General features: G+C 46.8%; 18 protein-coding genes. 7 read left to right on the top strand and 11 right to left on the bottom strand.

From position 1 onward, the window contains the following. Window positions 1–664 precede the first annotated feature (664 nt). The 6 genes from ACQSGY_RS18850 to ACQSGY_RS18875 form a co-directional block, all read right to left on the bottom strand. Window positions 665–829, bottom strand: a complete 165-nt coding sequence (locus tag ACQSGY_RS18850; protein ID WP_427179826.1) for a DUF3934 family protein — start codon at window positions 827–829, stop codon at window positions 665–667. Between the two features lie 152 nt (window positions 830–981). Next, window positions 982–2,202 carry an MFS transporter gene (locus ACQSGY_RS18855; protein WP_426334129.1) on the bottom strand — a complete coding sequence of 407 codons (1,221 nt, stop codon included), beginning with the start codon at window positions 2,200–2,202 and terminating at the stop codon, window positions 982–984. Window positions 2,203–2,226: 24 nt separating this feature from the next. Further along, a complete protein-coding gene (locus tag ACQSGY_RS18860) occupies window positions 2,227–2,832 on the bottom strand; it encodes a TetR/AcrR family transcriptional regulator (RefSeq protein ID WP_427180131.1) in 606 nt (201 codons plus the stop codon). Between the two features lie 242 nt (window positions 2,833–3,074). Next, entirely contained in the window at window positions 3,075–4,226 is a 1,152-nt protein-coding gene (locus ACQSGY_RS18865) for a S1C family serine protease (RefSeq protein WP_427179827.1), read from the bottom strand. An 11-nt stretch (window positions 4,227–4,237) separates the two neighbouring features. Continuing rightward, window positions 4,238–5,380, bottom strand: coding sequence for a hypothetical protein (locus tag ACQSGY_RS18870; protein ID WP_427179829.1), 1,143 nt, complete (start codon window positions 5,378–5,380; stop codon window positions 4,238–4,240). Between the two features lie 456 nt (window positions 5,381–5,836). Continuing rightward, on the bottom strand, window positions 5,837–6,262 hold the full coding sequence (locus ACQSGY_RS18875) for a VOC family protein (protein ID WP_427179831.1): 426 nt from the start codon (window positions 6,260–6,262) through the stop codon (window positions 5,837–5,839). A gap of 278 nt (window positions 6,263–6,540) precedes the next feature. On the opposite strand from ACQSGY_RS18875, the gene ACQSGY_RS18880 reads away from it, so the two are divergent. Next, window positions 6,541–7,308: a class I SAM-dependent methyltransferase gene (locus tag ACQSGY_RS18880; protein WP_427179833.1), complete on the top strand. Its 768-nt coding sequence runs from the start codon at window positions 6,541–6,543 to the stop codon at window positions 7,306–7,308. 113 nt (window positions 7,309–7,421) lie between these two features. On the opposite strand, the gene ACQSGY_RS18885 is transcribed toward ACQSGY_RS18880, so the two are convergent. Then, window positions 7,422–9,572, bottom strand: a complete 2,151-nt coding sequence (locus ACQSGY_RS18885) for a penicillin-binding transpeptidase domain-containing protein (protein WP_427179834.1) — start codon at window positions 9,570–9,572, stop codon at window positions 7,422–7,424. Between the two features lie 178 nt (window positions 9,573–9,750). On the opposite strand from ACQSGY_RS18885, the gene ACQSGY_RS18890 reads away from it, so the two are divergent. The 5 genes from ACQSGY_RS18890 (at window position 9,751) to ACQSGY_RS18910 (ending at window position 16,521) form a co-directional block, all read left to right on the top strand. Continuing rightward, window positions 9,751–10,155, top strand: coding sequence for a CBS domain-containing protein (locus ACQSGY_RS18890; protein WP_111269767.1), 405 nt, complete (start codon window positions 9,751–9,753; stop codon window positions 10,153–10,155). A 198-nt stretch (window positions 10,156–10,353) separates the two neighbouring features. Beyond that, on the top strand, window positions 10,354–12,630 hold the full coding sequence (locus ACQSGY_RS18895) for a glycosyltransferase (RefSeq protein ID WP_427179836.1): 2,277 nt from the start codon (window positions 10,354–10,356) through the stop codon (window positions 12,628–12,630). Window positions 12,631–12,650: 20 nt separating this feature from the next. Continuing rightward, on the top strand, window positions 12,651–13,811 hold the full coding sequence (locus tag ACQSGY_RS18900) for a hypothetical protein (RefSeq protein WP_427179838.1): 1,161 nt from the start codon (window positions 12,651–12,653) through the stop codon (window positions 13,809–13,811). A gap of 32 nt (window positions 13,812–13,843) precedes the next feature. Beyond that, window positions 13,844–15,265: an MBOAT family O-acyltransferase gene (locus ACQSGY_RS18905; RefSeq protein ID WP_427179839.1), complete on the top strand. Its 1,422-nt coding sequence runs from the start codon at window positions 13,844–13,846 to the stop codon at window positions 15,263–15,265. Between the two features lie 14 nt (window positions 15,266–15,279). Next, window positions 15,280–16,521, top strand: a complete 1,242-nt coding sequence (locus ACQSGY_RS18910) for a DHHW family protein (protein WP_427179841.1) — start codon at window positions 15,280–15,282, stop codon at window positions 16,519–16,521. 222 nt (window positions 16,522–16,743) lie between these two features. On the opposite strand, the gene ACQSGY_RS18915 is transcribed toward ACQSGY_RS18910, so the two are convergent. Continuing rightward, on the bottom strand, window positions 16,744–17,193 hold the full coding sequence (locus ACQSGY_RS18915) for an SMI1/KNR4 family protein (protein ID WP_427179843.1): 450 nt from the start codon (window positions 17,191–17,193) through the stop codon (window positions 16,744–16,746). Between the two features lie 204 nt (window positions 17,194–17,397). Here ACQSGY_RS18915 and ACQSGY_RS18920 point away from each other — a divergent pair, with 204 nt between their 5' ends. After that, window positions 17,398–17,964 (top strand): hypothetical protein, encoded by a 567-nt coding sequence (locus ACQSGY_RS18920; protein WP_427179845.1) that lies wholly within the window; start codon window positions 17,398–17,400, stop codon window positions 17,962–17,964. 131 nt (window positions 17,965–18,095) lie between these two features. Here the strand turns inward: ACQSGY_RS18920 and ACQSGY_RS18925 are convergent, their stop codons facing one another. The 3 genes from ACQSGY_RS18925 to ACQSGY_RS18935 form a co-directional block, all read right to left on the bottom strand. After that, window positions 18,096–19,463, bottom strand: a complete 1,368-nt coding sequence (locus ACQSGY_RS18925; protein ID WP_427179846.1) for an MFS transporter — start codon at window positions 19,461–19,463, stop codon at window positions 18,096–18,098. A gap of 75 nt (window positions 19,464–19,538) precedes the next feature. Continuing rightward, window positions 19,539–23,570: a non-ribosomal peptide synthetase gene (locus tag ACQSGY_RS18930; protein WP_427179848.1), complete on the bottom strand. Its 4,032-nt coding sequence runs from the start codon at window positions 23,568–23,570 to the stop codon at window positions 19,539–19,541. Then, window positions 23,571–26,666 (bottom strand): amino acid adenylation domain-containing protein, encoded by a 3,096-nt coding sequence (locus ACQSGY_RS18935; protein WP_427179849.1) that lies wholly within the window; start codon window positions 26,664–26,666, stop codon window positions 23,571–23,573. Window positions 26,667–26,676: the final 10 nt, after the last annotated feature.

The following is a 26,676-nucleotide window of genomic DNA, read 5'->3' on the forward strand; positions in this document are numbered from 1 at the left end:
ATGCCGCCAGCGTTCGTCCTGAGCCAGGATCAAACTCTCCAATAAAGTATTGAAAAGAGCGATAAGCTCATTTTGAATCTGACGAGATTAAAAATCTCATTGTTGTTCCAGTTTTCATACAGCCAGATGGCTTGTACCAAAAACCTTCACGTTCATTCTGCAAGCAGAATGATTACTCACTCGTTGTTCAGTTTTCAAAGATCAAACTTTTCTTCGTCACCGAAACCAGTTCGTTTCAGCAACTTTTATATCATATCATGTCCGAACCAACTTTGCAAGCTCTTTTTTTCAAGCTTCTTTCGAAGCTTTTTTGTAAGTCGCTTGCCGCACCGTGTAAATCGTGTTTTCTTGGCCGGAATTAGAATATATCACGAATCACCATCGCTTGTAAAGCACTAAATATTAAATTAAATTATACATAATATAGGTTTTGTATTGTAGGCACACAAGACACGTCCCAATACCACATACTTTATCATTTGCTAACCAAAATTAAAATTAAACGACTCATTATATATTTACCTCTTTATATAGAAGTAATCTGCCTAAAGTCTATCGTCTTTTACATAAACAAAAAAAACAGCAGTTTTCACAGATGTGCTTACCATCCCCAAAAACTGCTGCTTCTCTAACAAAATCCAGCTCTGCCTTCTCCACTGCCCGTTTACTTTGACTTATCAGCAGATTCAGAACTTTCCTTATTTTTAGTGCCTTTGCTTTTATAAGGCTTTGGGGCACTCTTGGCTCGATTGGCGCTGGCTTGCCAGCGGTTCCAGCCTTTTTTGCCTGTACCACGACCCGTGCCGCCCTTGCCTTTTGCTTTACTCATTTTATCACTCCAATAGTTCTGTCTATGTCTAAAAATGCTCTTCCTTGGTCCTGTCCACTGCAAACCAACTTATGTGACTCACTTCCAGCAACTCTTATTATACCAGAATTGAAGTATCCACGTTTTCCCTACAGGTTGATATGATCCAGCCACTAAACTTGTGCTTTTGATTCTCCTACTGTCTTGACACTTCTTAGCACACGTAAAGATAACAGGAAACAAATTCCGAGCACAGCTGCAGCTGAAACATATGGATAGTTAATGTTAACATCAAATAATGCGCCCGCTACGATCGGTCCGGCAATATTGCCCAGACTAGTATAAGCCGAATTCAAGCCGGCAACGAAGCCTTGCTGCTCCTCAGCAAGTTTGGACATCTGTGTACTAATGGCAGGACGCAAAATATCCATTCCCAAAAACACGGTAAACGTTACAACAACGATAAGCCAGTACGTATGCACAAACAGAGTCAGCAGTACAAATACAGAAACAAACAGCAAACATACGGAAATGACCTTTTTCTCACCGAATGTATTCAGCAGCCAGCCGATCAGAGATACCTGTACAACGGCTCCGGCAATTGAACCAAATGTAATAATAAATGCAATATCTTTCGTCGTGAAACCGAATTTATGATCCACAAACAGTGAGAAAACCGTTTCATAGTTAGCCAAGCCAAACGCCATAACAAATACAATGATCAAGCTGAAAAAGTAAGGCTCCCGATAAGAGTTTAACAATTGAGCGACCATACCTGGTGCTTTTTCCTTCACTCCATCGCTTTCAACTGACGACTGCTCACTCGCACTCCGTTCGGATTCCGGCAAAATAATCAATGTGATAATAGCAGCCAGCAAACCGGCGACCCCCGCAGCATAAAAAGGAACCCGAATGCCAAACTCCGCAATGTAACCGCCAATGCCCGGCCCGATAATAAAGCCTGTCGTAATGGCCGCATTAATTAGCCCCATACCTTTACCGCGCTCTTCCTCCGTCGTAATATCCGCAGTGTACGCCATAACAGCCGGGAAAATCATCGCTGCACCAACCCCGCCCAGCATCCGGGCCGCGAAGAGCAGATAAGGTGCATTTACGGCGCCAAACATAAATTCAGATACGGCAAAGATCAGCATGCCGATGACAATAATCTTTTTACGTCCCCACTGATCTGACCATCGTCCGGCAGCCGGAGAGAATAGGAATTGAGTAAACGAGAACGCCGCAAATAGAAGTCCCATCGTAAAGCCTGTAATATGAAGCAAATTCATATAAGCAGGCATAATTGGAACAACCAGACCTATGCCCATAAATACCAGAAAAATATTGAACATTAACAGCAGCAGCGCGCCCCTGTTGCGCGTCAACAAAGCCATGATTCCATCCTCCAGTGTTGTTGTCTAATTATGCTGTTTATGCTTCGCAATTCCGTAAAGGAATACACCAGCAGCTTGACGATATAATGCCAGTGCCTCTTCGGGCTCCAGCTTCCTTGACATTTGACTGAGTCCAATAATGATGCTTTCCAGAATAAGCGCAAGATGCTCCACACTGTTCTGGTTGAACTCACCTTTATCTATTCCTTCCTGAATCAGCTGTCTGTTGAATTCAATGTGACGCTCGAACATGACAGCGATCCGTTCCTGAATATCATTCTCTTTTTTCTCTCCTGTAAAGAATTCATCAGCTGCCTTTGTTAAAGGATGATTCAAATCATCCATAATTAGCTGTTCTGCCAGCCCGTAGATTTTCTCGGTGGAAGTGCGATATAGATGCTCTTTCGCGGTCCAGCTCGCTTCCCACTCCCGATCCCATTCATCAATGAGATAGAGGAAGAGCCCTTCTTTGCTTTTAAAATGATAATAGATATTCCCTTTACTGCTGCCTGTAGCGGCGACGATATCCTCAATCGAAGTTGCTTTATATCCTTTTTGTACAAAAAGGGCTTTGGAAGCATCAGCGAGTTTCTTCTTTGTCTGCTCGGACTGGAGCTGCTTTTTATTCATATTCACTTACTTCACTCCATTCACATATACATACTGAACGTTCGTTCTGTATTTTATCAAAACCGCATTTAATTCGCAATACAAAAAGAAAGAACCCGCATAACTGCGCGCTCTCCCCTATGGTTATAAATTTGCCTGTATAGGTTCTATTTAATGACTTCATCCATATAAACTGCTGATCCATATCATGCTATTTTATCTTTTGACCTCATCATGTTACTTAATCTTTTCACCTTATTATGTTACTTTATCTTTTTGCCTTGACCGTGCAGAATCTTCATCTGGCCGTTCTCGTATCCAACCTGATAAGTGACATTATATCGTGACGTGATGTATTCCCCATCCTTTCGTTCTTCTGCAGCAATTACACCGCTTACTTCCAGCTCATCCTCAGCGGTACGCTTGGAAGATATTTTCTCCAGAGTCACATCACTCGTATACGTATAACCTTCACGGAATTTGGCGTAACTTGTACTGCTCTGCCAGTCACTTCCGAGCAACGCATAAGCAGATACATAATCACTCATGCTCAGATAACTGTAAAAGTCAGCAACCACGCCCTCCGCTTCCGATAAGTCCGCTGAGGACGTTTGTGAAGAGTTGTCCCGAACCGTCTGAACAGACTTGGCATCAGAGGAACGCTCGGACCACTGCTGCACCTGTTTCAGCACACTGGTGATCGGAATGCTGAATCCGATACCACCTTCCTGTTTCACCACAGTTGAGTTGATGCCCAGTACTTCTCCTGTCTCGGCATTAATCAGCGGGCCTCCGCTGTTGCCGTTAGTTATCGGAGCAGAGATCTGATACAAGTTGGTATAGATATACGGTTCAATCTCAAAACTGCGGTCAAGTCCGCTAATAATGCCAGTGGTGACGGTGTTTTCAAAGCCCAGCGGGCTGCCCAATGCAAGAATCTCATCGCCCACCTCTGCTTTGGCAGAAGAGATGGGCAGCGGTTCTATTTTCACAAGATCCGGGACTCTGACGACAGCTATATCTGTTTCTTCCCCGATGCCGATGACTATCCCCTGATACTCCTGATGATCCAGAGTACGAACGGTCACTTCTTTGGAGCCCTCTACCACATGTGCATTGGTGATTACATCTCCCTTATTATTGTATAAAAAGCCGGAGCCCAGACCTTCGCCGCTCTCGATTGTGACCACTTTTTGCTGACTATCCTCAATAATCTGCTTGCGTGTTTTTTTATTTGAAGCGTTTGAAGTCGTATTGGCTTCAGGCTTTTTCGTTCCCTTCGAGGAGGCAACTGCCAGTTTGGGTGCAATCGCCAGCTCATCGGCTGCCTGCTCATGAATCCAGAATACCCCTCCAGCTCCGGCTCCAATGATTATTGCACTGGAAACAATCGTGCCCCATATCCGTTTGCTCATGTGATCCCCTCCTACTCCACATACCATGATGCATTCGTAACCGTCACATTGGTTGCTTCATATACCCCGTAATAGTAGGTTTCAAAATAACCCTCTTCTCCTACATCCAATATCGTCGGGTATACATAAGCATCCGTTTCGCCAATATAATCACCATTCGAAGCATTGATATTGACGATAAGAGCCACCGACGAAATTGGACGTGTGCCCTGATTAACGATTGATCCGCTGATATACAAATCTCCGTACTCATCCAGTTCAGCAGACAGATCTGTAACATATACAGCCCCTGTGCGATTTCGAAGCTCCTCCTCAGCCGCCTGCTGCTCGGCAAGTCGAATGCGTTCTTCCTCCGCTTTCTCAAACGCCTTTTTCTCCCGCAGCACTTCGTCTCGATATTTGGCCAGCTTCTGATCGTCTGGTGCATAGGATAAACCGTTGTCCACGGTCTGCAGCGCTGCTGTAAAATCGCGTTTCTTCACCTGCTGCTCCGCCTGTTTATAACTGATGCCTGCCAGCTTGTCGATGATCTGCTTTCGTACCGCTTCCGCTTCCTTGCCGCTCAAGCCGGATATCGTTTTGAGTTTCCCCGCCAGTCCTTCCACGGTGGTTAACTGATCAATTTCTTTTTTGACCTTCAGAACAGCCAGCGTTACTTTTCGATTGTTCAAGGCTGCCCTTGCTTTGTCAAACACGGGCTCCTGCCGCTCGTTTAACGTTTTCGCTGCCGTTTGAATGATTTTGTCCGCTTCGGACAGCTTGCCTGTTTTGAGTAAATCCGCGGCCTCATCCAGCTGGTTTAATAGATTGTAGGCTTTTGCCGTAATCTGCCGATCCTGAACCAGTGCTTCTACATTCGGTCTATAGCCAAGTGCTTTATCCAGCAGCTTGATGGCCTCCGCATATTTCCCATTCAGCGCGGCTTGCTCTGCCTCATGATGCAGTGTCTTTACTTGAGCATTAACAGCACTCTCCTGATTATAATAATACGTCAGCAGCGCACCCATAAATGCTGCAAGCAGCAGCGGAATAATCCATAGAAAAGGGCTATTTTTACGCTTGCTCACCTCTCCGGCAGCAGCTGAATTGCGGGGCGAAAGTCCTTCCTGTTCGTTCCAGATCTGATCCTCCGTAGAGCTGACTTGTTTGAGCATAGTTCCACACTTCTGACACTGTGCTTGACCCGAGCTGTTTTTTGTCCCGCATACGTGACAGTACACCCTGATCCCTCCATCTAAAAAATATGTATGTTTCCATTGCTTATCTGTTTATTAAGCTGTTCTTCTACCCGTTATCAGAATATGTGTATCTGAATCTCGGGGTGAATCGACATATATCATATAGCAAAAAGGTAAAATGCACCATATATTCCTGCGATAAAATACATTATTCGCTATTGGCTGGGTGATGTCAGGCTTTGTAATGATTCACCCTTTCCATAAAGATAAACATTGCAGGCAAGGAGATATCACAATTGCGGTTGGTTCATCAAAAAAAGCCCTCCTGTGATCAGGAAGGCTTTGTATATTGCTATTCATAGTATCTCTTATATGCTTATTCCCGTGATATTGAGCAAACTTATCTGAGCTCAACCATCCTTTGCCGATTCACTACTCTGTCTGATTCGAAGGAAAAGCACTCATATCTACGTGAGTGACTTCCCATAGATGGTTGTCCAGATCCTGAAAGCTCCATCCATACATAAATCCATGATCCTGCGGCTCTTTATACTGCTTCGCTCCTGCATCAAGAGCAGCATGTACAATGGCATCTACTTGCTCACGTGAATCAACAGACAAGGTTACGATGACTTCGGCACTTTCAGCCGCATTTGCTACTTTTTTCGTAATGAAGGATTGGAACCGCTCCTCCACCAGAAGCATGACATAAATGTTATCGCCAACAAGCATGCAGGTAGCTGATTCGTCCGTAAACTGAGGGTTGAACTCAAACCCCAATTTTGTAAAGAAATCAACCGATTGCTTCAAATCCTTGACAGGCAAGTTGACAAAAATCTCATTTGCACGAAGAGCCACCATCGATCACCTCGGATTGCTAGAATAGAATCCACTCCAAAATATCACCTCGCGTATGCGCTGTCAATTGCGTATAATGAACGTATTCCAACATGTGAGGTGAAAGGGATGTTGTTCCCGATCGTTCGAAGTAATTAGGTATCGGGCTGGATCAAAACGCGTACCAGCTGCCAAGGGGCAGGTCTGTCCATTTGAGCCTGTTCGATGCTTTACACGAACGATTGTACAAGGATACACATCCATAATCATAACATCACATATTGGAGGAAGATTAAAGTATGACAAAAGAATGGAATTACGAAGCATTTTATGAACGTGTCGGTCGGCAAAACGGTTGGGATTTCAGCACAATGAAGGTTGTATCTGATACCCCTGATTGGGATTTCTACGAAGAGGTTATTCGCTGCACGCAAACATCAGACTTGCTGCTCGACATCGGCACCGGCGGAGGAGAAGCCGTGTTGTCCATTGCAGGACATGCTCATTTGCTTGTGGGTATTGATCTGGCTCAAAGCATGATCGATACTGCCCGGCGAAACCTGGAGAAAGCGGCAAGCTGCTCCGCCAACAGTTCCAATGTCCGCTTCGTTCAGATGGATGCAAATCATCTGCAGTTCCCGGATGAGTTCTTTAACACCGCATCCTGCAGGCATTCCGTTTTCTCTGCATCGGAGGTGTACCGGGTGCTCGCAGAGGACGGCATATTTCTGACCCAGCAAGTCAGCGAGCATGACAAATTAAATATCGCGCAGGTTTTCGGACGCGGGCAGCATTCCCGCATTAAACCTGGCGCGCTGCTGGAACGCTACAAACTGGAGCTTGCACACGCCGGTTTCCGGCAGATCGAGGTCCGTGAATATAATGTAATGGAGTATTATGCTACACCGGAGGATCTTCTGTTTTTGCTCATGCACACGCCGATTGTGCCTCATTTCGGAGAACATGCTTCCGATCTGGAGACTTTCAAGCAGTTTGTGCAGGACCAGCGCCATGAGAAGGGTATTCGCACCAACTCTGCACGCTTTATGATTACAGCAAAAAAATAATCTGAAATATATTCAAAAAAGCGCTTTGGCGAATCCATAGGGATTCAGCCAAAGCGCTTTTTGTTCATTATCCATGCCGCTCGCTGTTTATGAACGGATATTACGGAGTCAAATTACTGATCGAGCTGCAGTTTCTCCAGGAACGGCTTTAACCGATCCACTACATAGTGGCTGCCCCCACGCCCGTTAACTTCTTCGATCACAGCAGCCAGAAGGAACGATGGCGATTCTGTATCAAACGTAACGAAAAATCCATTTTCCTGACCCTGCTCGCCCTTCTTCGCTTTCAGCTCTGCCGTACCGGTCTTGCCTGCAAGACCACCAGCAATCGAACTGAGTGCATGTGCTGTTCCTCCTTGACGAGAAACAACCTCTTTTAAAGCATTTTTGACGGTGTTGGCCACATCGGGTGTGATAATTGCAACAGGGTCAGTGGTTTCTTTGCCAACAATGAGCACAGGCTTTACAAGCTTGCCTTCATTCACAAACGGCGTAAAAGCAGAAGCAAGATGAATCGGCGACATTAACATCTCCCCCTGTCCGTACGACGTGTCGGCAAGCAGCACTTCGGAGGATAAGTCCTTATGTGCTTCATTGGCATACTGACTCGGCTTCAGGTACAGCTCATCCATTCCGAAGTTATCGCCAAACCCGAACTTCTGAATGCCCTCGATGAACTTGGCACTGCCCATTTCGGTCGCTTCCATCGCAAAATAAATATTGTCGGAATACACAAGCGCATCCACCATATTAACCGGACTCAGGCTTTTCACCCGCTTGACGTAATATCCACCCCAGCTGTCATCTTTCCTCCACTGCAAACCGGAAATGTCATGGGTTTTATCCGCGGTTGTTACGTTCTCCATCAATCCGGCTGCCGCAGTAATTGCTTTGAAGGTCGAGCCAGGGGCATACCGTGTTGTTACTCGATTGATAAAAGGAAGCTTCTCATTCGCAGAATAGGCGTCCCATTCTGCCTGCGTCAGACCCGTCACCATTTTGTTTGGATCGTACGACGGTGCACTTACCAGAGCCAGCAGGTTGCCGTCCTTCGGATTCATCATCACCATTGCTCCGGCATCACCGCCGCCAGCCAGCGTTTGATACAGCCTTTTCTGCTGCGCCGAGCTGATCGTGAGCTGCACATCCTTGCCATCCACCGCATCCTTGCGAATTAATTCGGAAAGGGGATTCCCCGCTTCATCGGTGATCTCAATCAAAGCACCTCGCTCTCCGCGCAGCTGTTTCTCCATGGATTGCTCCAGTCCCGCTTTACCTATCCAGTCCTCCGCGCGGTAATATCCCTCAGTGTCTTTGTCCAGGTCCTCCTTGGTCGCTTTACGAACATAGCCAATCAGATGCGCTGCTGCTTCTCCAAGGGGATAATAACGAACCTCCTTGCTTTGCAATGCAACACCACGCAGTGACTCGGGTACATCAAATTCCTCTGTAGAACCGATCGGGACAAAAAATCCGGGCTTCACCCACGTCTGATTCAGCGCCTTCTGAATGCCTTCCACGGATACATTGTAATGATCTGCGATGCGAGCAATCATCTGATCGGGTTGATCTCCCAGCTTCTCAGGTACAATTCCCCATTCATTCATAGTGCCTTGGGTTGCGAGCGGTAATCCATCACGATCTACAATATTTCCTCGAGTCGGGAACAGAGTCTTCACCCGAACCTTGCTCCCTTTCACCATGTCACTGAGAATCAGGGATGGCTGCCAGTTAATTTGCCAGATCTTGCTCCCGTCCTCCAGCTCCTGTCTAACTAACTTTAACGTATGGGTCTCACTGATATCTCCCAGAAAAGTAGTCAGGTGAAGATTGTAATTTGCCTCGTAGAGGTCCGGATTACCTTCATTCTGCTGTGTCTTACCATCATTCTCTTGACCCGTCTTCGCCTCTGAACCCGCTTCCTGATCTGTATTCGCTCCGGCATCTGCTCCAGCTTCAGTCTCTGCTCCCTGCATTTGCTGCAGCTCAGCCTTGATGTCGGAAACCTGCATGCCCGCATATATGGCATTGTATTTCTCGACAAACTGCTCCTTTGTCATGCCTGCTTCGGTTAACGAAGCAGGTGACATTAACGAATACAGCTGGTCGAACTCTTTCTTCTGCAGATGCTCTATGTACTGATTTACGGTAGTCTGAGGTTTCGCTTCCTCGGGTTTGTTGTTCTGCATGTATAAATACATTCCGATGCCGCCTGCAAACAGGATGGGCAGAAGTCCATATAATAACTTTCGTTTTGATCTCATGTCAGTTCACCTCTACTCTATACTATAGATTTCCAGCACGGATTACACAATGTAACAAATCTGATGAATTTGTCATTAAAAATAGCCTTCGGCTCACATAATATGTTTAAATAAGAATAGTGAATTACATACTAAAGCTTTTTTGCTGTGAAGCAAAAGGCTGAAAAGGAGCCCGATGATGGAAATCAGCTATTTTTTACTCCCCAAAGCCGAAGTGGCCTATATCGAGTCTACCGCTTCCATGAAAGATGCTATCGAGCAGCTGGAATCGCACCACTACACCGCCATTCCCGTAATTGACGCGGATGGAAAATATGTTGCTACTCTGTCCGAAGGCGATCTGTTATGGAAAATGCGGGGCACTCCCGGTTTGACATTTGACAATATGGATCAAGTGCAGGTGCATGAGATCAGCAATCGCGTTTATAATGAATGCGTGTACATCGAAGCAGAGATGGAAGATATGCTGACTCTTGCAGCAGATCAGAACTTTGTACCCGTGGTCGATATAGATCGTGTCTTTCTCGGCATCATTCGTCGTAAAGATATCATTGAATATTACACCCGCAACATTTCGGATTAACATGAATCTGAAGGAGCAGCAGATACACAGGTGTGTCTGCAAAGGATACTACGAAGAAGGCGAGCTTATGGGCTCGTCTTTTTGGTGTCTGTACAGAAAAATGTTCAGAATCTGTTCAGAACCACATTGTATGATAGACATATCTTAAGGCTTGATAAACGCTAATAATTTTACCACGCATAGAGAGAGGTATGCACCTTGAATCGTTTAAGCACACGCAACAAAATACTGGTCACCGCAACAGTCATTATGTCCTGTATTTACGTCATCTGGCGTACATTCTTCACCATTCCTTTCGGCCATGGCCCTCTTGCTGTGACCGCTGGTCTTGCCCTCCTAATTGTTGAACTCATCGGCATGTTTGAATTGGCTGTGCATTTCTATAATATGACCCGACTTGAATATCCCGAGCTCCCCGTTGTGGATGAGGCTTTATATCCAGATGTCGATGTCTTTATTGCAACCTACAATGAACCGGCATCCCTACTCTTCAAAACGATAAACGGCTGTCTCAACATGGATTATCCTGACCGCTCCAAAGTACATATTTATCTATGTGACGACTCCAATCGTCCCGAGATGCGTGAACTTGCCGCTCATATGGGTATCCGCTACCTGACCCGAACCGAGCATATCCACGCCAAGGCTGGAAACCTGAACAACGCCATGAAGCATACTTCCTCACCTCTAATCGCCACGTTTGATGCCGATATGATTCCGAAGCATGATTTTCTGACGTCCTGTGTGCCGTATTTTCTGACAGGAGAGAAAATTGGCTTCGTTCAGACTCCGCAGAGCTTCTATAATCCCGATCAGTTTCAGTACAACCTGTATTCAGAAGCACGAATCCCGAACGAACAGGACTACTTCTACCGTGATGTGCAGGTTGGACGTAACAAGTCCAACTCCGTCATTTATGGTGGAACCAATACGGTGCTGTCCAGACAAGCCCTTGAGGATGTTGGCGGTTTCTATACCGGGTCGATTACAGAAGATTTTGCAACCGGCATTGAAATGCAGAGCAAAGGGTATCGCTGTTATGCCACCAATAAGGTGCTGGCTTCAGGACTTGCTCCCGGTGATCTGAAAAGCCTGATCAAGCAGCGTCAGCGCTGGGCACGCGGATGTATCCAGACGGGCAGAAAATTGAACATTCTCTTCAAGAGAGGTCTTACTTTTGCCCAGAGACTGAATTATATCTCATCCATCACCTACTGGTATGCTGGCTTAAAACGGCTGCTGTACATTATGTCGCCTATTCTGTTTGCTGTGTTTGGTGTCCTGGTGGTGAAATGCACCATTCTGGAAATTCTGGTGTTCTGGCTGCCGATGTATCTGCTGACCAATACATGTCTGCGTATGCTGTCAGGCAATATTCGAACGACCAAATGGACCAATGTATATGAAACGATATTGTTTCCGTCGCTGCTGCCTGCGGTTATTCTGGAAACACTCGGCATCACCATGAACAAATTTGCAGTCACTCGCAAAGATGGAGCAAGTAATGATCGCAGCTACCAGATCAAACAGATCATTCCCCATCTCATTCTGGCGGTGCTGTCCGTAATTGGTATTGTGAACTGTATCCACTGGACCTTTAGTCAAGGCACGATTGGTTTTCTTGTCGTTTTATACTGGTTGCTGATCAACTTCTACAACATTATGATGTCCATCTTTTTCCTCAGCGGACGCAAGGTGTTCCGTAACTATGAGCGCGTGCTGGCTGCTGTGGAGTGTACGCTGACTACAGAGGGGGAAACCCTCTCGACTGTTACTTATGATATTTCGGAAGGCGGCATTTCCATTCTGCTGGATACACCAAGATATATTCCGAGTGAGACTGAATTTGGCGTGCAGCTGGTATCGGGCCCTTATTCGAGCGAGTTCAAAGCCAGGGTCACACACGTCACTACATTTGGCACCAAGTGGAAGTATGCATTTAAAGTGCATGAGATTAACGAAGCAGAGCAGCGCCAGCTGCTGCACATCGTGTACGATCGCGAGCCAACGCTTCCTCAGAAGCTGGACAAGGATATCAGTACATTTGAAGACATTCGTCTGAACTTTGTACGCCGTGGACAGATCGGCATGATGTCGAACCGCAAGCTGGCCCGTATTTCACTGAACCACGAGCTTGAAACAACCGAGTATGGCACAGTGACCCTGCTGGATTTTAACTACGATTTTATACTCGTGCAGATGTCTCACCCGGAAATGGCCTACGAAGTTCGTCTGCCTCTTGCGGAAAATCTGATTCTCGACTGTGAATGGGTCAAATCGATGCGAAGCAAACACGGCATTTTGTATCGGGTTCGAAACATTCGCGACATCGCCCGCAGTGGTCAAATGCCAGAGCTGGAAGCCCTTTTGAAGCAGTGGAATGTAGCGTATATCGAGTCTCGCAAATCAAAGGGCACATCCTCTTACAAAAACTTCGTCTCCGATGATGAACTGAACGAGATGGCTTATTTATAAATATTGGAGGCAAAAAAAGCATGCGTACGAAATGGCAGCAGTGGCTGCTTATCGCAATTGTGACGGGGTTGTGGAGCTTGAGCAGTTCCTATGCCAATGCTTCAACTCAGCCTGAACAGCTGCACTGGAGCGAACGCTCCATCCATAAGTGGAGCAACGGTGCCAAGGTGCAGTCCAATGTGGACCGTAATGGCAGCTTGCAGATCAGCGCCGACACACAAGGGCTAGACAAAGGATTTTATTCTGCCTATCTATACGAACTGCAGAACAGGGACTGGTCGGGCAGCGGCGAGCTAAGGTTCTCCGTACGCAGCGACTCGGATCAGGTACTGCCACTAAACGTTGTGATCACCCGAGCGGACCGGGCCGCACTCACTGTATCGAACGAACGTCAGGTCATCCTGATTCCGAAAGCAACCAAGCAACCCGGGCTGGTTCAACCCGTGGATGGATTGATTGAACTTGCGCCGGGATTTGAAGGCGAGGTTCGTGTTCCCTTTTCCAGCCTCATGATTCGCAATAAACCTGATACTGCCGGACACGTCACTCCGGGAAACATTCTGAGCTGGGGTATCACCATGACAACATCGGAAAATGCACAGCTGCGCTATCGCGTGGGAAACGTCAAGCTCGTGCCTGCTCAAGAAGCCGCTGTCGAGAACAGCTTGTCCGCTGTGCACATCCATGGAGATGAACGCGTAGTCATACCGGTCGCCGGTCAATCCGTTGCCCAATATACGATGAGTGGCTTGCCAGAGAGTTCGGACGTCCAATTCCAGCTTGCACATCCTGTACAGGGTGTATCCATTACATCGGGCGGGCTGCTGACACTTGAGACGGAGGCTGACGGGGCCAAATCGGTTGTGATTCAGGCTTTAATTGATGAGAAGTGGCGCACCAACCTCACAATTGCACTTGATCCTTCTACGGCGATGAAGGTCAAGGAGGCTGACGGAACACCCCGTTTCATCCCTGCACCTGACCAGGTGTCCAAAGTGCTGGAGCCTTCTGCAATATGGTTAAAGCCCTGGATGGAATGGATGATTCGCATCGGCCTGCTCTTCATCGGGCTTCTGGTTGTCATCCCTTACTGGCTGTGGAGAAGAGAGCAGCGCGCCTTACAATCTGGTAAATCCCATTCCATGAATCATCGCCGGTCCAAACGATTGTTCCGCATGTAAGTTGTTTATTTCATCTCCAAGGAGGAAAGGCAGTGCTCTTTTCCAGTGTCGTTTTTTTATTTTATTTTTTGCCGCTTGTATTAGGGCTCTATTATGTACTTCGATTTTCGGTAACGCTGAAAAACATGCTGCTGCTTGTAGCCAGTCTATTCTTCTATGCGTGGGGCGAACCACGCTTCGTACTGGTCATGCTGGTCTCGATTGCACTCAATTATGTGTTCGCCCTGCTTGTAGACAGGTACCGGGATCGGCGCAATGCCGCCTATATCATTATTACTGTGATGCTTGCTGCCAATCTGGGCATGCTGTTTGTTTATAAATATTTGGCGTTTGCCCTGCGCATTGTGAATGAAAGCACAGGTTTTGGGCTGAGCATTCCACATATTGCGCTGCCGCTCGGTATTTCTTTTTTCACCTTCCATGCGATCTCCTATGTTATTGATGTGTACCGCGGACATGGCAGTGTGCAGAAAAACCCGTTTTATGTCGCTCTGTATATTTCCTTTTTCCCTCAGCTGGTTGCGGGGCCTATTCTGCGTTACAACATGATTGCGGATCAGATGATGCATCGCAAGGAGAGCTGGGACAAGTTCGCGGTAGGCTGCTGCCGCTTCATTGTCGGTTTGAGCAAAAAGGTGCTGTTATCCAACAGCATGGCCATTGTTGCCGATCACGCCTTCAGCGTGGGAGGAACGTCCGATATGGCATCAAGTCTGGCGTGGTTGGGCGCTATCGCCTATACGCTGCAAATTTATTTCGACTTCTCCGGTTATTCCGATATGGCGATTGGACTTGCGTTAATGTTTGGCTTCAAGTTTGAAGAAAACTTCAAGTATCCGTACATTTCCCGATCTATCACTGAATTCTGGCGCCGCTGGCATATCTCGCTTGGAACCTGGTTCAAGGAATATGTCTACTTCCCGCTCGGAGGCTCACGAGTCAGCAACAAGGATAAAATGATCCGCAACCTGCTTGTCGTCTGGGGACTTACAGGTGTCTGGCATGGCGCGGAATGGACATTTGTTATCTGGGGTTTAATCAACTTTGCCTTCATTGCTTTGGAGAAAATCTTTAATCTGGACAAAGGCATTCGTTTTGCTCCGCTCAGACATGTCTATGCCATGTTTGTTGTTGTCATTGGCTGGGTTATTTTCCGTTCACCCGATCTGCTGCAGGCAGGCAACTATCTTGGCAACATGTTCGGCTTATACGGCAACGGATTCTGGAGTGATACAACCGGGATGTTCATGAAGGAATATGCACTTTTCTTCATACTCGGCATTCTCTTCTCCACACCGATCGCCTTGCGTATGAACAAATGGATGGTCGATGGCGTTCGCTTCGGCAAACCGCTGGAGCTGATCTACCCGGTAAGCATCATCGCGCTGTTTCTCGTATGTGTATCCTATCTGGTCAAAGGAACGTACAATCCGTTTATTTATTTCAATTTCTGAGAGAAGGATGTTATATGCATAACTTTTTTGCCAAAAAGAGACTCACCGCCTTCCTCTTCATTGTGGTGCTGGCTGCGTTCTCCATCCTCAATATGATTCAGTCTTTCGAGCCGTTAAAAAAGACGCTGGCATCGGCAGACTATCGTTTCTCCAATGCCAAGAGCATCATTAACAAGCTGGATGCAGACATCAATGAGCATGTTTTTGAAAAATTCGGGTTCGTCGAGGCCTACGGTTACTTGCAATCACTGATGTGGAAAAACGAGGAGAATAACTTCGAGGTGGTTAAAGATACCGAAGGCAAGCTGCACTATACCTACTTCGCTACCGGGCCGACCGATACGAAGCAGCTTTCTGACCGGGTGGCCGAGCTCGGGGCACAATTGAATGCCAAAACAAAGCTGACCTATGTTATGACACCCGACAAATATGTACGTGGACATACAACGTTCCCGGAAGGCATTCCTTACAATTATAATAACGAAACCGCCGATGGCTTTCTGAATCATCTGAAGCAGGCCGGAATCGACACACTCGACTTGCGCGAGGGGCTGCTGGAGAGCGGCATACCTGCGAAGGACCTTTTTTTCACAACCGATCATCACTGGAAAATCAGAACGGCCTTCTGGGCGTTCGGTGAGCTGGTGCATCATCTGGATGGCATTTATAACAAACCACTGGACCCGGAGCATTATTTTACGGATATCAACAACTACAACGTCATTCCATACAAGGATTTCTTTATTGGCTCACAAGGTCGCAAGACGGGGAAATGGTATGCAGGCGACGATGATTTTGATCTCATCTATCCAAAATTTAAAACGAACTATTCGTTTTATTTCCAGACAGGCGACACCAAGGCAACATTAAACGGACGCTTCGAGGATGCCCTGCTGACAACATATCCGCTGAATGTGAAGGGTGCTGCCTATGATCTGACTGCTGATAAATATTTTACGTATCTGTATGGCAATCAAGGGATCGTACATGTGACCAATAAAGACAATCCGAACGGACTCAAGGTGTTGTTTATTAAAGACTCGCTGGCTGTGCCGATGATCTCTTTCCTCTCAACCGTTGTGTCTGATGTGTATCTGGTTGATCCACGATATTATACCGGGGACATTATTGATTTTGCGAAAAAAACCGACCTTGATCACGTCTTTGTGTCCATCTCGCCTCAGGATCTCGTGGATGAGTTTTTCCCTTACGGGAAGAACGAGGAGAAGGAAGATCACTACGCCAGCTCGAAGTAAAGGAGCTATATAAGTTGAACTTAAAGTTGGATTATACGGACACTTCGATGACAGAATAACCTTCCAATCGCTGTTATCGTCCTCTCCGTTTTTGTATAAATCAATAGTTCAACTTATATCGCTAACACTTGAAAAAGGGTACTTCTACTCCTTCACAACCAGTAGAGTACCCTTTGCTTGTCAGGGATATGTCTAGCACCTTCGCAATTCCTTACTGCATATTTACAGTGTCGTCACTTCGGCCAATTCGAAATACCACTCCAGGAATGCATTAAAATCAGCCCATTGCGGCTTGCTCTCACCACTCAAAAAGCGTTCAATCGACTCGCCCAGCTCAACCAGCACAACTTCGTCTGTCTGGCGGTTATAGAAAAATCCACCCTCGCCTTCAAAGCTGTCCAGCGGGATATATGCCTCGGGCAGTCCGAGTGTAAGCTGGGCTATGTTCATATCGTCCAGATATACGGTATTTTCGATTACCCAACAGATCTGATACAGCTCCTGATGCCGACTGTAAAATGTCGGTCCATCCTCTGCATGCAAGTAAAACTGTGCGAAATCCGAGTTCAGATCCACATTCAGCTTACGCAGCGCTTCCTCGTATTCGACAGGCACATCTTCATGCCACCAGCCGTTTACGCGGCAGTGTTCAATGACTTTGGTGGATAACATCACAAGCCCTCCTGTTCATGAAGCCGTCCCTCATGGTTAAGTATGGTCTATAAATCAAATACCTTCTCACTATATCGTCTGCGCTGTCCCGGTTCAAGTCGGGGCAATATGCAACTTTCTCTTTTCATCTCCGTCTAACTAGAGGACTACACCTCAAAGGAGATGACTATGCGAATAAGCTGCAGCCCCGGTTTTCCCGGAAGTATGATCGGTTCCATTGATTTGAGACCTGTTGAACCTGGCCCTACCCTTTCTACGAAAAGTCAGATCACAGCACACATTGATCCCGAACTCGTTGCGATTCCCTATACCATCGATCCTGATTTTGGATCACACTTCGATACGATGAAGATCATGAAAGGTACATATCAGCAAGAGTTTCACCAAAGCTATGATGTCGAGTTTACGATTGATGTCGATCAACAAGGTTATATTACGCAGTTTGAACACACCTTCACCCTGGAGCGTTATTTGGATTTGATCCGAACGCAGTCATACCAGGTCATTCAGACGAACTGGCGCGGACAGTCCTTTCACGTCATGACCTACAGTTATATGGAAGAGGTGCTTAACCCGAATAATGTGATTTTCCGATGCACGGATGCAGAAGATGTGTTTGTTGTCGCTGAGCTCATTCCTTTTCGGGTGGGGGGAGTTGTGGAGCAGCTTAACCATCGGTTCCTTCACTTCCGCGCTCTGATCTCCGCCCGGGATGACCTCTATCCCATTGATTATATGTGTCAACCGGATTTCGATCTGAATCTGGAATAAACACTAAGTCATAAAGTCGTTATCCCTGTAGCCATTAAAAAAGCACCTCACCGAATCAGCACAAGATAACCATACTGATGCTGGATATCCATGCATTTCGGGGGTGCTTCGTTTAATAGAATTACAATTGTTCACATACCTGTTCCGGTTCCAGTACCCGAACGAGCAGATTCCGCGCGCGGAGTGAAGCTGAAATATCCTTCATTAAGATGCTCTGTTTTGGGAAGACTGCGTGACACGCGGTCTACCATCCAGAACACACCAACCAGAACGACAATACAACCACTCAAAGTAATCACACCAGCTGTGGGTATCCACACACCCAGCGTACCACCAATCAGACTGCCTACAGGCATCGCGATCCCGCTCAATGCCATCGTGGCAGCGAAAACCAAGCCAAGATATTTCTGGGGAATGCCTTTCTGAACAACCGTGTTAATGATGACATTTACGGCGCCACCAGGAAGCCAGGCCAAGCCATAGACCAGAATGCTAAGCCATCCCCAAGGAGCAAATACACAGGCGATCCATGCAATTCCTGATGCGATATACGCAACGGAATATAACAAACCCAGACGAACCTGTTCCAGTCTGAGATAAGGTGCACATGTGGCTCCAATCACACTTCCGAGCGCCTGTGCCATTAACATCAGCCCGTACATGCCTGCCCCGCCAAGTTTATCACTATATATCGGAAGAACACTGAAGGTTGCTCCGCCAGCAGCATTAATAACCATAATGCCGAAGAGTAGTTTGGCTAAGGAAGTGCGTGTAAGAAGCTGTATTCCGCTAACCAGATCGTCCATGTAATTCCTGAAAAACAACTGGATTCCGGCGTGTTTCCTGTTACCTGTTGACTCTTCATCCACCGATGCAGAAGCAGTATCCGGCTGTTGTGCCGCTTCCTGTTTCGCAGATGACGATGGAGGGAAAGGAGCGATTCGCAGCTGGGAAAACAGCATAGCGCCAATAAAGAAACCAATCGCATTCCAGAAGTACATCGAAACTGCACCCAATGCCACAATGAGCACCCCGGATATTGCATTACAGGCCACATCAATTCCTTGATACGCTATGGAAAACAAGGAGTTGCCCTGGGTTAGCTGATGTTTGTGGACTACCCTCGGCAGCGCTGACATCTGAACAGGATACACCCAGGTGTTGCAAATATTAAGAATCGGGGTGATCACCAGAACCAGACCTACACTCAAAAAATCATAATATGCCGCAACAGGTACAATTAATAACAAGAAAGCCTGGATGAGCTGACTATATACGAGAATGCCTCGAACCGGTAAACGATCGATGATCGGGCCGGAGAAAATCTGAATAATTTTAGGCAAAATCGACAGGAAACCTGCCAGCCCCGTATAGAATGATGAGCCGCCCAGATTATATACCAGCCACATCGCTGATACAGCATACAGGCTGTCTCCTATGTTAGTCAGAATACGTCCAAAAAACATCAGGCTAAAATTTTTGTTTCTGAAAATGTCCACGTCTCCACCTCCATCAGCCTCGCCAGTTCCCTGAATTTGTACCCATACACCACGCAAGGAGGTTGGATGCTCTGCTCAGAAATCCTTGGACGCCTCCTTCACTAATTGATTCACATATTGAGCGACATTCACCGCGTGTGTGGTATCAATCAGATTTTCATGATGACCAGGGATGGGAGTAGCGGCACAGCTGCCTGTTGTTTTGGCATGCCATGATGGTGCATCCGTTAATGGAACCGGACTTGTTTCATCCTGAGTGACAGCGTACAACAGATGGATATCAGACTGAATTGGCTCAGCGGAATAATAATTATCAAAAGCGACCTCGTTCGCGATGCGTACTTTCAAATTGCCCACAGAAGTCTTGTCGGGAAAATAACTCAGCAGCTCGGCAAGCTGCTCTTCATATGTGTCATCCGGCTTCAATTCGTACCCGTTATTCCGGGCAAGCTCGTTCAAAGCCTGCACTCGATTCATAGGACGCACAACCTGTTGATGGCTTCTTGCTGGAGCATCCAGAATAATCAACCACTCCAGTTCTTGTCCCGCTTCTTCAATCAACCGTGCCAGTTCAAAGGCTACATTACCGCCGAAGGACCAGCCGAGCACTCGATACGGCCCTTGAGGCTTCCACTTGGTAAGAACCGAGTAATAATAGCGCGCGATGGACTGCACCGTATATAAAGGCTCATCATGACTGTCATACCCTTTAGGTATAAATCCGCATATCGTTAAATTCTCAATCTGACTTACCAATTCATAATAGTTGATGAGATTGCCACCACCTGTTGGAACAAGGAACAGAGGGTTATCCTGCTTGCGTGCGCTTTCCTTCAACACAGCAATGGACTGATGTTTATCTGTCATACCTGCGCGAATCAAACGGGCAATTTCAACTACGGTAGAATGATCAAACAAAGTCAGTACAGATAATTGAGTCTGGAAGGTGCTGTTCAGCACATCCACTAAACGAATCGCTTTGATCGAATGTCCCCCTTGATCAAAAAAGCTCTCATGAAGCTGCACGGATTCCAGATCCAGCATTTCCATGAAAATCTGCATGATTTTCTCCTCCAGCTCATCCTGAGGAGCGAAAGTCCCATCTTGGAGCAGGCTGCTGTCCAGCTGCTTCAATGCAGACTTGTCCACCTTACCGTTACTGTTCAGGGGAATCTGATCAATGGTGAAAAAACGTGATGGAATCATATGGCTTGGCAGCAAGGTTCGGCAATAACTGCGTAAATCCGTGCTGGTCATAATTGAAGACGAAGTCAACTGAATATAGGCGCTTAATGACAACTCCTCATCATCGCCCCATTTCTCTGCGAGTACCGCACATTCCTGAATATCCGCGTGTCTGGAGATGACATCCGATATCTCTCCGAGCTCAACACGCATCCCCCTGATCTTCAGCTGATTGTCCATCCGGCCAACAATGTACAGTTTCCCTGAAGCATCGTAATAAGCCATATCTCCTGTTTTATACATTCGCCCTTCTGTAAAAGGGTTGGTGAAAAAAGCCTGCTCTGTCTTGACAGGGTCTCTGTAGTACCCTCTAGCCAGCCCCACTCCCCCAATATACAGATGCCCTTGAACACCAATGGGCACAGGCTGCTGCATTTCGTCCAGAACATAGATAAAGTTGTTCCCGATTGGACGGCCGATCGATACATTTCGTGAAGCCAGCCCCGGATCGGATTGCACATTGATATTAACCGTGGAATCAATGGACACTTCCGTTACTCCATAGCTGTTATGAAGACGAATGCCGGGAAGATGACGATGAAACGCTTGCACCATCTCAGGCTTTAACGCCTCTCCGCTGGAGAATACATCTCTCAATGCATGCAGCTGCTCCAGGTCCGAACGCCCCACTCGCTGGATGAGCATTTTGAGCATGCTTGGAACAAAAAACACGATACCCACCTTATATTTCTTCAGAGCTTCAATGATAGCGTAAGGGTCCCGATGAAATCCCGGCTCCAGAAGCGCCACTCGGGCACCAGCCATCCAGGTCCAGAAATATTCGAGCCCCACATCGTCAAACGTAAGCGTTGTTTTCTGAAGCACGGTTTCATCATGCCGCAGCTTGAACCGCTGCTGCATCCACCAGATTCGGCTTACCCAGCCCTGATGCCGTACGGACACCCCTTTTGGTTTACCCGTAGTTCCTGACGTGTAATAGATAGCAATCAGATGATCCGGCCCTACTTGAGACGGGGGAGCATCGACTGGTTTATTGTGAACGAGTTCAGGCCGGGAAACATCGATCAGTACTGCTGCATCATTCGGAATAGGAAGTGTATGCGTATTGATCAGACAGATGGATGCTTCCGAATCCAGAATCATGTGGCGGTTCCGTTCGATAGGTGCATCCAGATCCAGGGGCACGATCGCTCCTCCTGCTTTTAACACCGCAAGCAGTGCTACAGGTAAATATAAGGAACGTTCAATGCCAATAGCAACGGCCTTGTCAGGCCCGATTCCGTGTTCAATCAGAACATGAGCCAGTTGATTCGCTCTGCGATCCAGTTCCTCATAAGTTAAACTCACTGTTCCATATACAACTGCGGCATAATCAGGATAACGGGAAACCGATGCTTCAAACAGATGATGTACACATCGATCATCGGGGTAGTCCATGCAGGTATTGTTCCATTCATACAGAAGCTGCTGCCGCTCCTCGGCACTTATCACGCTTAACGTGGAGATAGGCTGTTCAGGGCGCTCGGCAATATCCTGAAGCAAGGTAAGAAAGTTACCAATCCAACGTTCGATGGTGCTCACATCAAATAGATCGGCTCGACATTCGAATGTACCTCTGATGACCTCCTCTTCCTCCGTCAAGTCCAGGGACATATCAAATTTGGATGTACTCACTGGCTTGAACTGCATCCCTTTGAATTCAGTCTGGCCATCCTGCTGCTGGACATGAGCTGCCCTTCCCAGACTAAACATCACTTGAAAGAGTGGGGAGTAGCCGACATTTCTGGTTTGTATCAGATCATCAAATAACAGATCAATCGGTACGTCCTGATGATCAAAAGCATCCAGAATCGTGTCTCTGGAATGCTTCAGCTGATCCAGGTACGACTGCTGATCATGAATTCGACTCCGCAGCACAAGTGTGTTCACGAAAAAACCAACAACCTTCTCCAAATCCGGTTGCGGCCGATTCGAAACAGGTGTGCCTATCAGCAGGTCCGTCTCTCCCGAATACTTGCGCAGCAGAATAGCAAAGCAAGTGTACATTACCATAAAAAGAGTAGAATGATGTGTCTGTGAAATACTCTTCAACTTGCGTGTGAGTGCTGCGGGCACTGTAAAATGTACGGATATGCCCTCTTCACTTGGCTTTGCCGGACGTTCGCGATCGCAAGGAAGATTCAGAGAGTAGGAATGACCTTTCAACTGTTCAATCCAGTACTGTTTCTGTTTCATAAACGATGAACGGTCCAGCATCTGATTCTGCCATACGGAATAATCTATATATTGGGCCGCGAAAGCATCGAACGTCTGTAATGGCCCAGCCCCGCGGAAATATTCATAATAGGATAATAAATCACGCTGAATGATCTCTATGGATTGACCATCCGAAATAATATGGTGCATCATTAGAACAAAAATATAACGCTGCTGATCCAGCCTGAACAGTCTGAACTTGCACAATGGATCATGTGTAAAATCAAAAGGGCCATTGGCCCTCTCGATCAGTTCTGCAATATGCTGCTCTGCCTGAGCATTCGAATACATGGAGACATCCACAAATTGATAATCCGGCTTGTCATGTTCAATACATTGATAAGGTATACCTGCTTCGGCATCAATTCGAATCTGAAGCGCCTCTTGTCTCTGAACCAGCAAATGGATCGCTTGCTCGAATGCTTCAGGTTCAAATGGTCCCCGAATGTCATTCGCAAACATCATATTATAAGCCGTACTGGCTGGGTCAATCTGCTGTTGAAGCCACAGTCTTTTTTGGGCAAAAGATAACGGAAATCGATTGTCTTCACGAGATATACGCTCTATAGTTTCGGACACATTCATTTGGCTCAAAATTTGATCAACTAATTGCCTTTTATTCAGGATTGCACCGGATTTTTTCAATTAATTGTCCTCCACACGATATCCATTCGCTTCCAACAGTACATTTTCAATAACTTCAGACAACTCCTGAATGGTTGGTGCGTCAAAAATTTTGCGCAGCGGCAGATTGATGCCCATCTGTTGTCTGATGCCAGAAATAACCTGGGTGGCGATTAGAGAGTGCCCACCTAGCGCAAAGAAATTTTCGTTAATACTGATCTTCTCGCGCTTTAACACCGTTCTCCAGATTTGTGCAACAATGTGCTCCACGGAAGTCGATGGTTCTACATAGTCATCTGTTGCATCGATCAGAGCATCCGGCAAGGAATGATAGTCGATCTTACCGTTATGCAGGAGCGGCAGTTGATCCAGCTTTTGAATGAAGCCAGGAACCATATATTCAGGCAGCGCCGAAGCAATCCATTGTCTAACCTCCTGGATATCTCCCTGTGCATCCATTTCTACATAACCAGCCAGCAAAGGCTCTGTTCTCTCCAGCACCTTCACAGCTGCAAGCCGCACATGAGGATGAGTGCTTAGCGTCTTTTCAATCTCGCCAAGTTCAATCCGGTACCCTCTCAGCTTTACCTGTCGGTCAACCCTTCCGATATATTCTAATTTCCCGTCTGCAAAGTAACGGACCCGGTCTCCCGTTCTGTACATGCGCTGCTCCGGTTCATACGAATTTGCCATAAAAGCTTCAGCGTTCAGAGCCTCGTCCACATAACCGTCAGCCAGCCCTTTTCCACTAATGTATAATTCTCCGGCGACCCCTGGCGGTACCAGCCTGAGCTCCGAATCCAGAACCAGCAAACGAGTATTATGAATTGGGGAACCGATCGTTTCATACACATGATGCCTGTCACAGATATGAAAGGTGGTATCCACAGCAGCTTCAGTAGGACCATAAAGATTAATTAACTGTGCATTACTTGCCGCAAAGAAAGCCTGCTGTAAAGGAACACCCAGTCTTTCTCCACCGCTAAATACTCTGGTCAAAGGAGACGAAGCAAGCTTTTCCTGCTCCACCAAAGCCTGAAGCATCGTAGGCACAACCTGCAGCGTTGTAATGTTCTCCTTATGGATCACGTCAAGCAAGTAGTCCGGGTCCGCATGTTTCTCCGGTTCAGCCATCACAAGTCTCGCGCCAGTAGTCAGCGGTGCATAGAACTCCCAGACAGAAGCATCGAAGTTCATGGACGTTTTCTGCAATACAGCATCTGCCCCGCTCATCGGAAACTCATGATTCATCCAGTGCATATGATTGGTAATTGCCTCATGAGAGATTTTCACACCTTTAGGCCTGCCCGTGGAGCCGGATGTATACAGAATATAAGCCGTGTCTCTACCGTTCACTGTAACGGCTGGAGCATCACTCGACTCGGCAGTGATCTGTTCTCCTTCTTCCTCCAGAAATACAGGTTGTGCAAACAACGAGTTAAGCCGGTTATTGTTTTTATTTTGCAACAGTACCGTCTGGATTCGCGCATTATCACAAATGTAGGTTAAACGCTCATTCGGATAATCCGGGTCAAGAGGTACGTACGCAGCACCAGCACGAAGAACCGCTAACAACGCAATCACCAGTTCCGACGATCTTTCTATGCATACCCCAATGACATCGCCATGTTTGACGTTCCTGGTTCGATGCAAGTAATTGGCAAGCTGTCTGGACGTTTCCTGTACCTCCCGATAAGTCAGCAGCGTATGACCAAAAACAACCGCAATCTGATCCGGTGTCTTTAACGCCTGCTCGTCAATCAATTCTACAAGTGTGGAGGCCTGGTAGTGCCGAGTCTCTCCTTGAAGCAATTCACGTAACGTTTGCGTCAGTTGATCCGGCATGGAGATGGAAGCAACGCTTTCCTCCGGATTCGAATACACAAGATTACAAAGATGTGCTAGTATATCCGCCACGTAGCTGGCTTCTGTGCTCGTATATATCTCGCTATTGTAGTTTAATGTGATATCTTTGCGGTCCTCGTAATGATTCACTTTCAGGCCCAGATGTACCGGCTCAATCTCTTCAGATTGATATACGATTCGAAATGTATTACCTTCCGACTCTATAAGGCATGATGCATCACAGCTCTCAAATCCGTAGGAAAACATCTGCTGCCCCTGATCTGCTGCTCCTGAAAGTTTAAAATCGAAGTAATCCGCATATTCTGCGCTATCCTTGACCTCATTCCTTGTTCTTTGCAAAAATTCAAGGAACGTATCCTCCTCTTTCATGCCAGAGTATACAGGTACATATCTGTTCAATGGTCCGACAACGTTCTCCAGGTCTTCATCTTGCCGGCCGCGGGTATGTACGCCCACCGTAATTTCTTTTGCTTCGCCCAGCCAATGGATTGTCAGGTTCCAGCAGGCAAGCAGTACCTGATCTATTGTACTTTCAGCTTCTACAGCTATTTTGTCCAACTGCTGCCATAGCTCTGAAGACCACGAGACGGGAATACTGGCCATACTCAGCTTGCTTGCATCCCGATTCGAAGCAAGCGCGAGCTGCTTGTCATAATGGGTATATCGCTTGTGATTCCAGAAGCTTCGCTCCTCCGAATGCTCCTCACTGGTTAACAGATCATTAAGCCATTCGGATACTGCGTAATAGGGAACCTCCTCTTCCAGCAGTGATGAATCCATCTCGCCTCTGGTGAATTCGGATAAATCCTTTAGAATAATCGCAGATTCGACGTCCGAAAAATAAGGGTGAAGAGCAAGAATCAACATACTCGAACGGTCTTGACTATTAACCAACACGCTATCCAGGGTGTATTCTCCTGTCCAGTTACCCAGCTCCTGCTGTACTAGGGACGGAATATGATCTTCCTGAATCCGTTCATCTGAGAATGCAGTGCGGAATCGATATTTCGGCTCTTCTCCCACCTTTTGCAGGTATACTCCATAGTTGGGATCGGCTTCAATGGAAGTCCTGAATATACTGTATTTCTCGGCTATTCTCTTCACAGCTGCTTCAATCTGAGGATTCGTGCATTCACCTTCGATGCTTATGGCGATTACATTAGGGACAGACGATTTTAGACCGCTAAGCTGCAATTCATGCAGCCGCTTCTGTTGTGGTGAAAGGGGATAACCCAGCATTACATTTTCCATGTTTAACCCT

The sequence above is a fragment of the Paenibacillus sp. TC-CSREp1 genome (genome assembly GCF_050171015.1).
In the GTDB taxonomy this organism is placed as follows: domain Bacteria; phylum Bacillota; class Bacilli; order Paenibacillales; family Paenibacillaceae; genus Paenibacillus; species Paenibacillus silvae.

Bases quoted from the DNA above. Each gene is read 5' to 3' on its own strand.
- ACQSGY_RS18890 (WP_111269767.1), top strand. From the start codon at position 9,751: ATGGAAATCAGCTATTTTTTACTCCCCAAAGCCGAAGTGGCCTATATC.
- ACQSGY_RS18850 (WP_427179826.1), bottom strand. From the start codon at position 829: ATGAGTAAAGCAAAAGGCAAGGGCGGCACGGGTCGTGGTACAGGCAAA.
- ACQSGY_RS18920 (WP_427179845.1), top strand. From the start codon at position 17,398: ATGATCGGTTCCATTGATTTGAGACCTGTTGAACCTGGCCCTACCCTT.
- ACQSGY_RS18910 (WP_427179841.1), top strand. From the start codon at position 15,280: ATGCATAACTTTTTTGCCAAAAAGAGACTCACCGCCTTCCTCTTCATT.
- ACQSGY_RS18865 (WP_427179827.1), bottom strand. From the start codon at position 4,226: ATGAGCAAACGGATATGGGGCACGATTGTTTCCAGTGCAATAATCATT.
- ACQSGY_RS18900 (WP_427179838.1), top strand. From the start codon at position 12,651: ATGCGTACGAAATGGCAGCAGTGGCTGCTTATCGCAATTGTGACGGGG.
- ACQSGY_RS18855 (WP_426334129.1), bottom strand. From the start codon at position 2,202: ATGGCTTTGTTGACGCGCAACAGGGGCGCGCTGCTGCTGTTAATGTTC.
- ACQSGY_RS18880 (WP_427179833.1), top strand. From the start codon at position 6,541: ATGACAAAAGAATGGAATTACGAAGCATTTTATGAACGTGTCGGTCGG.
- ACQSGY_RS18870 (WP_427179829.1), bottom strand. From the start codon at position 5,380: ATGCTCAAACAAGTCAGCTCTACGGAGGATCAGATCTGGAACGAACAG.
- ACQSGY_RS18860 (WP_427180131.1), bottom strand. From the start codon at position 2,832: ATGAATAAAAAGCAGCTCCAGTCCGAGCAGACAAAGAAGAAACTCGCT.
- ACQSGY_RS18935 (WP_427179849.1), bottom strand. From the start codon at position 26,666: ATGGAAAATGTAATGCTGGGTTATCCCCTTTCACCACAACAGAAGCGG.
- ACQSGY_RS18885 (WP_427179834.1), bottom strand. From the start codon at position 9,572: ATGAGATCAAAACGAAAGTTATTATATGGACTTCTGCCCATCCTGTTT.
- ACQSGY_RS18915 (WP_427179843.1), bottom strand. From the start codon at position 17,193: ATGTTATCCACCAAAGTCATTGAACACTGCCGCGTAAACGGCTGGTGG.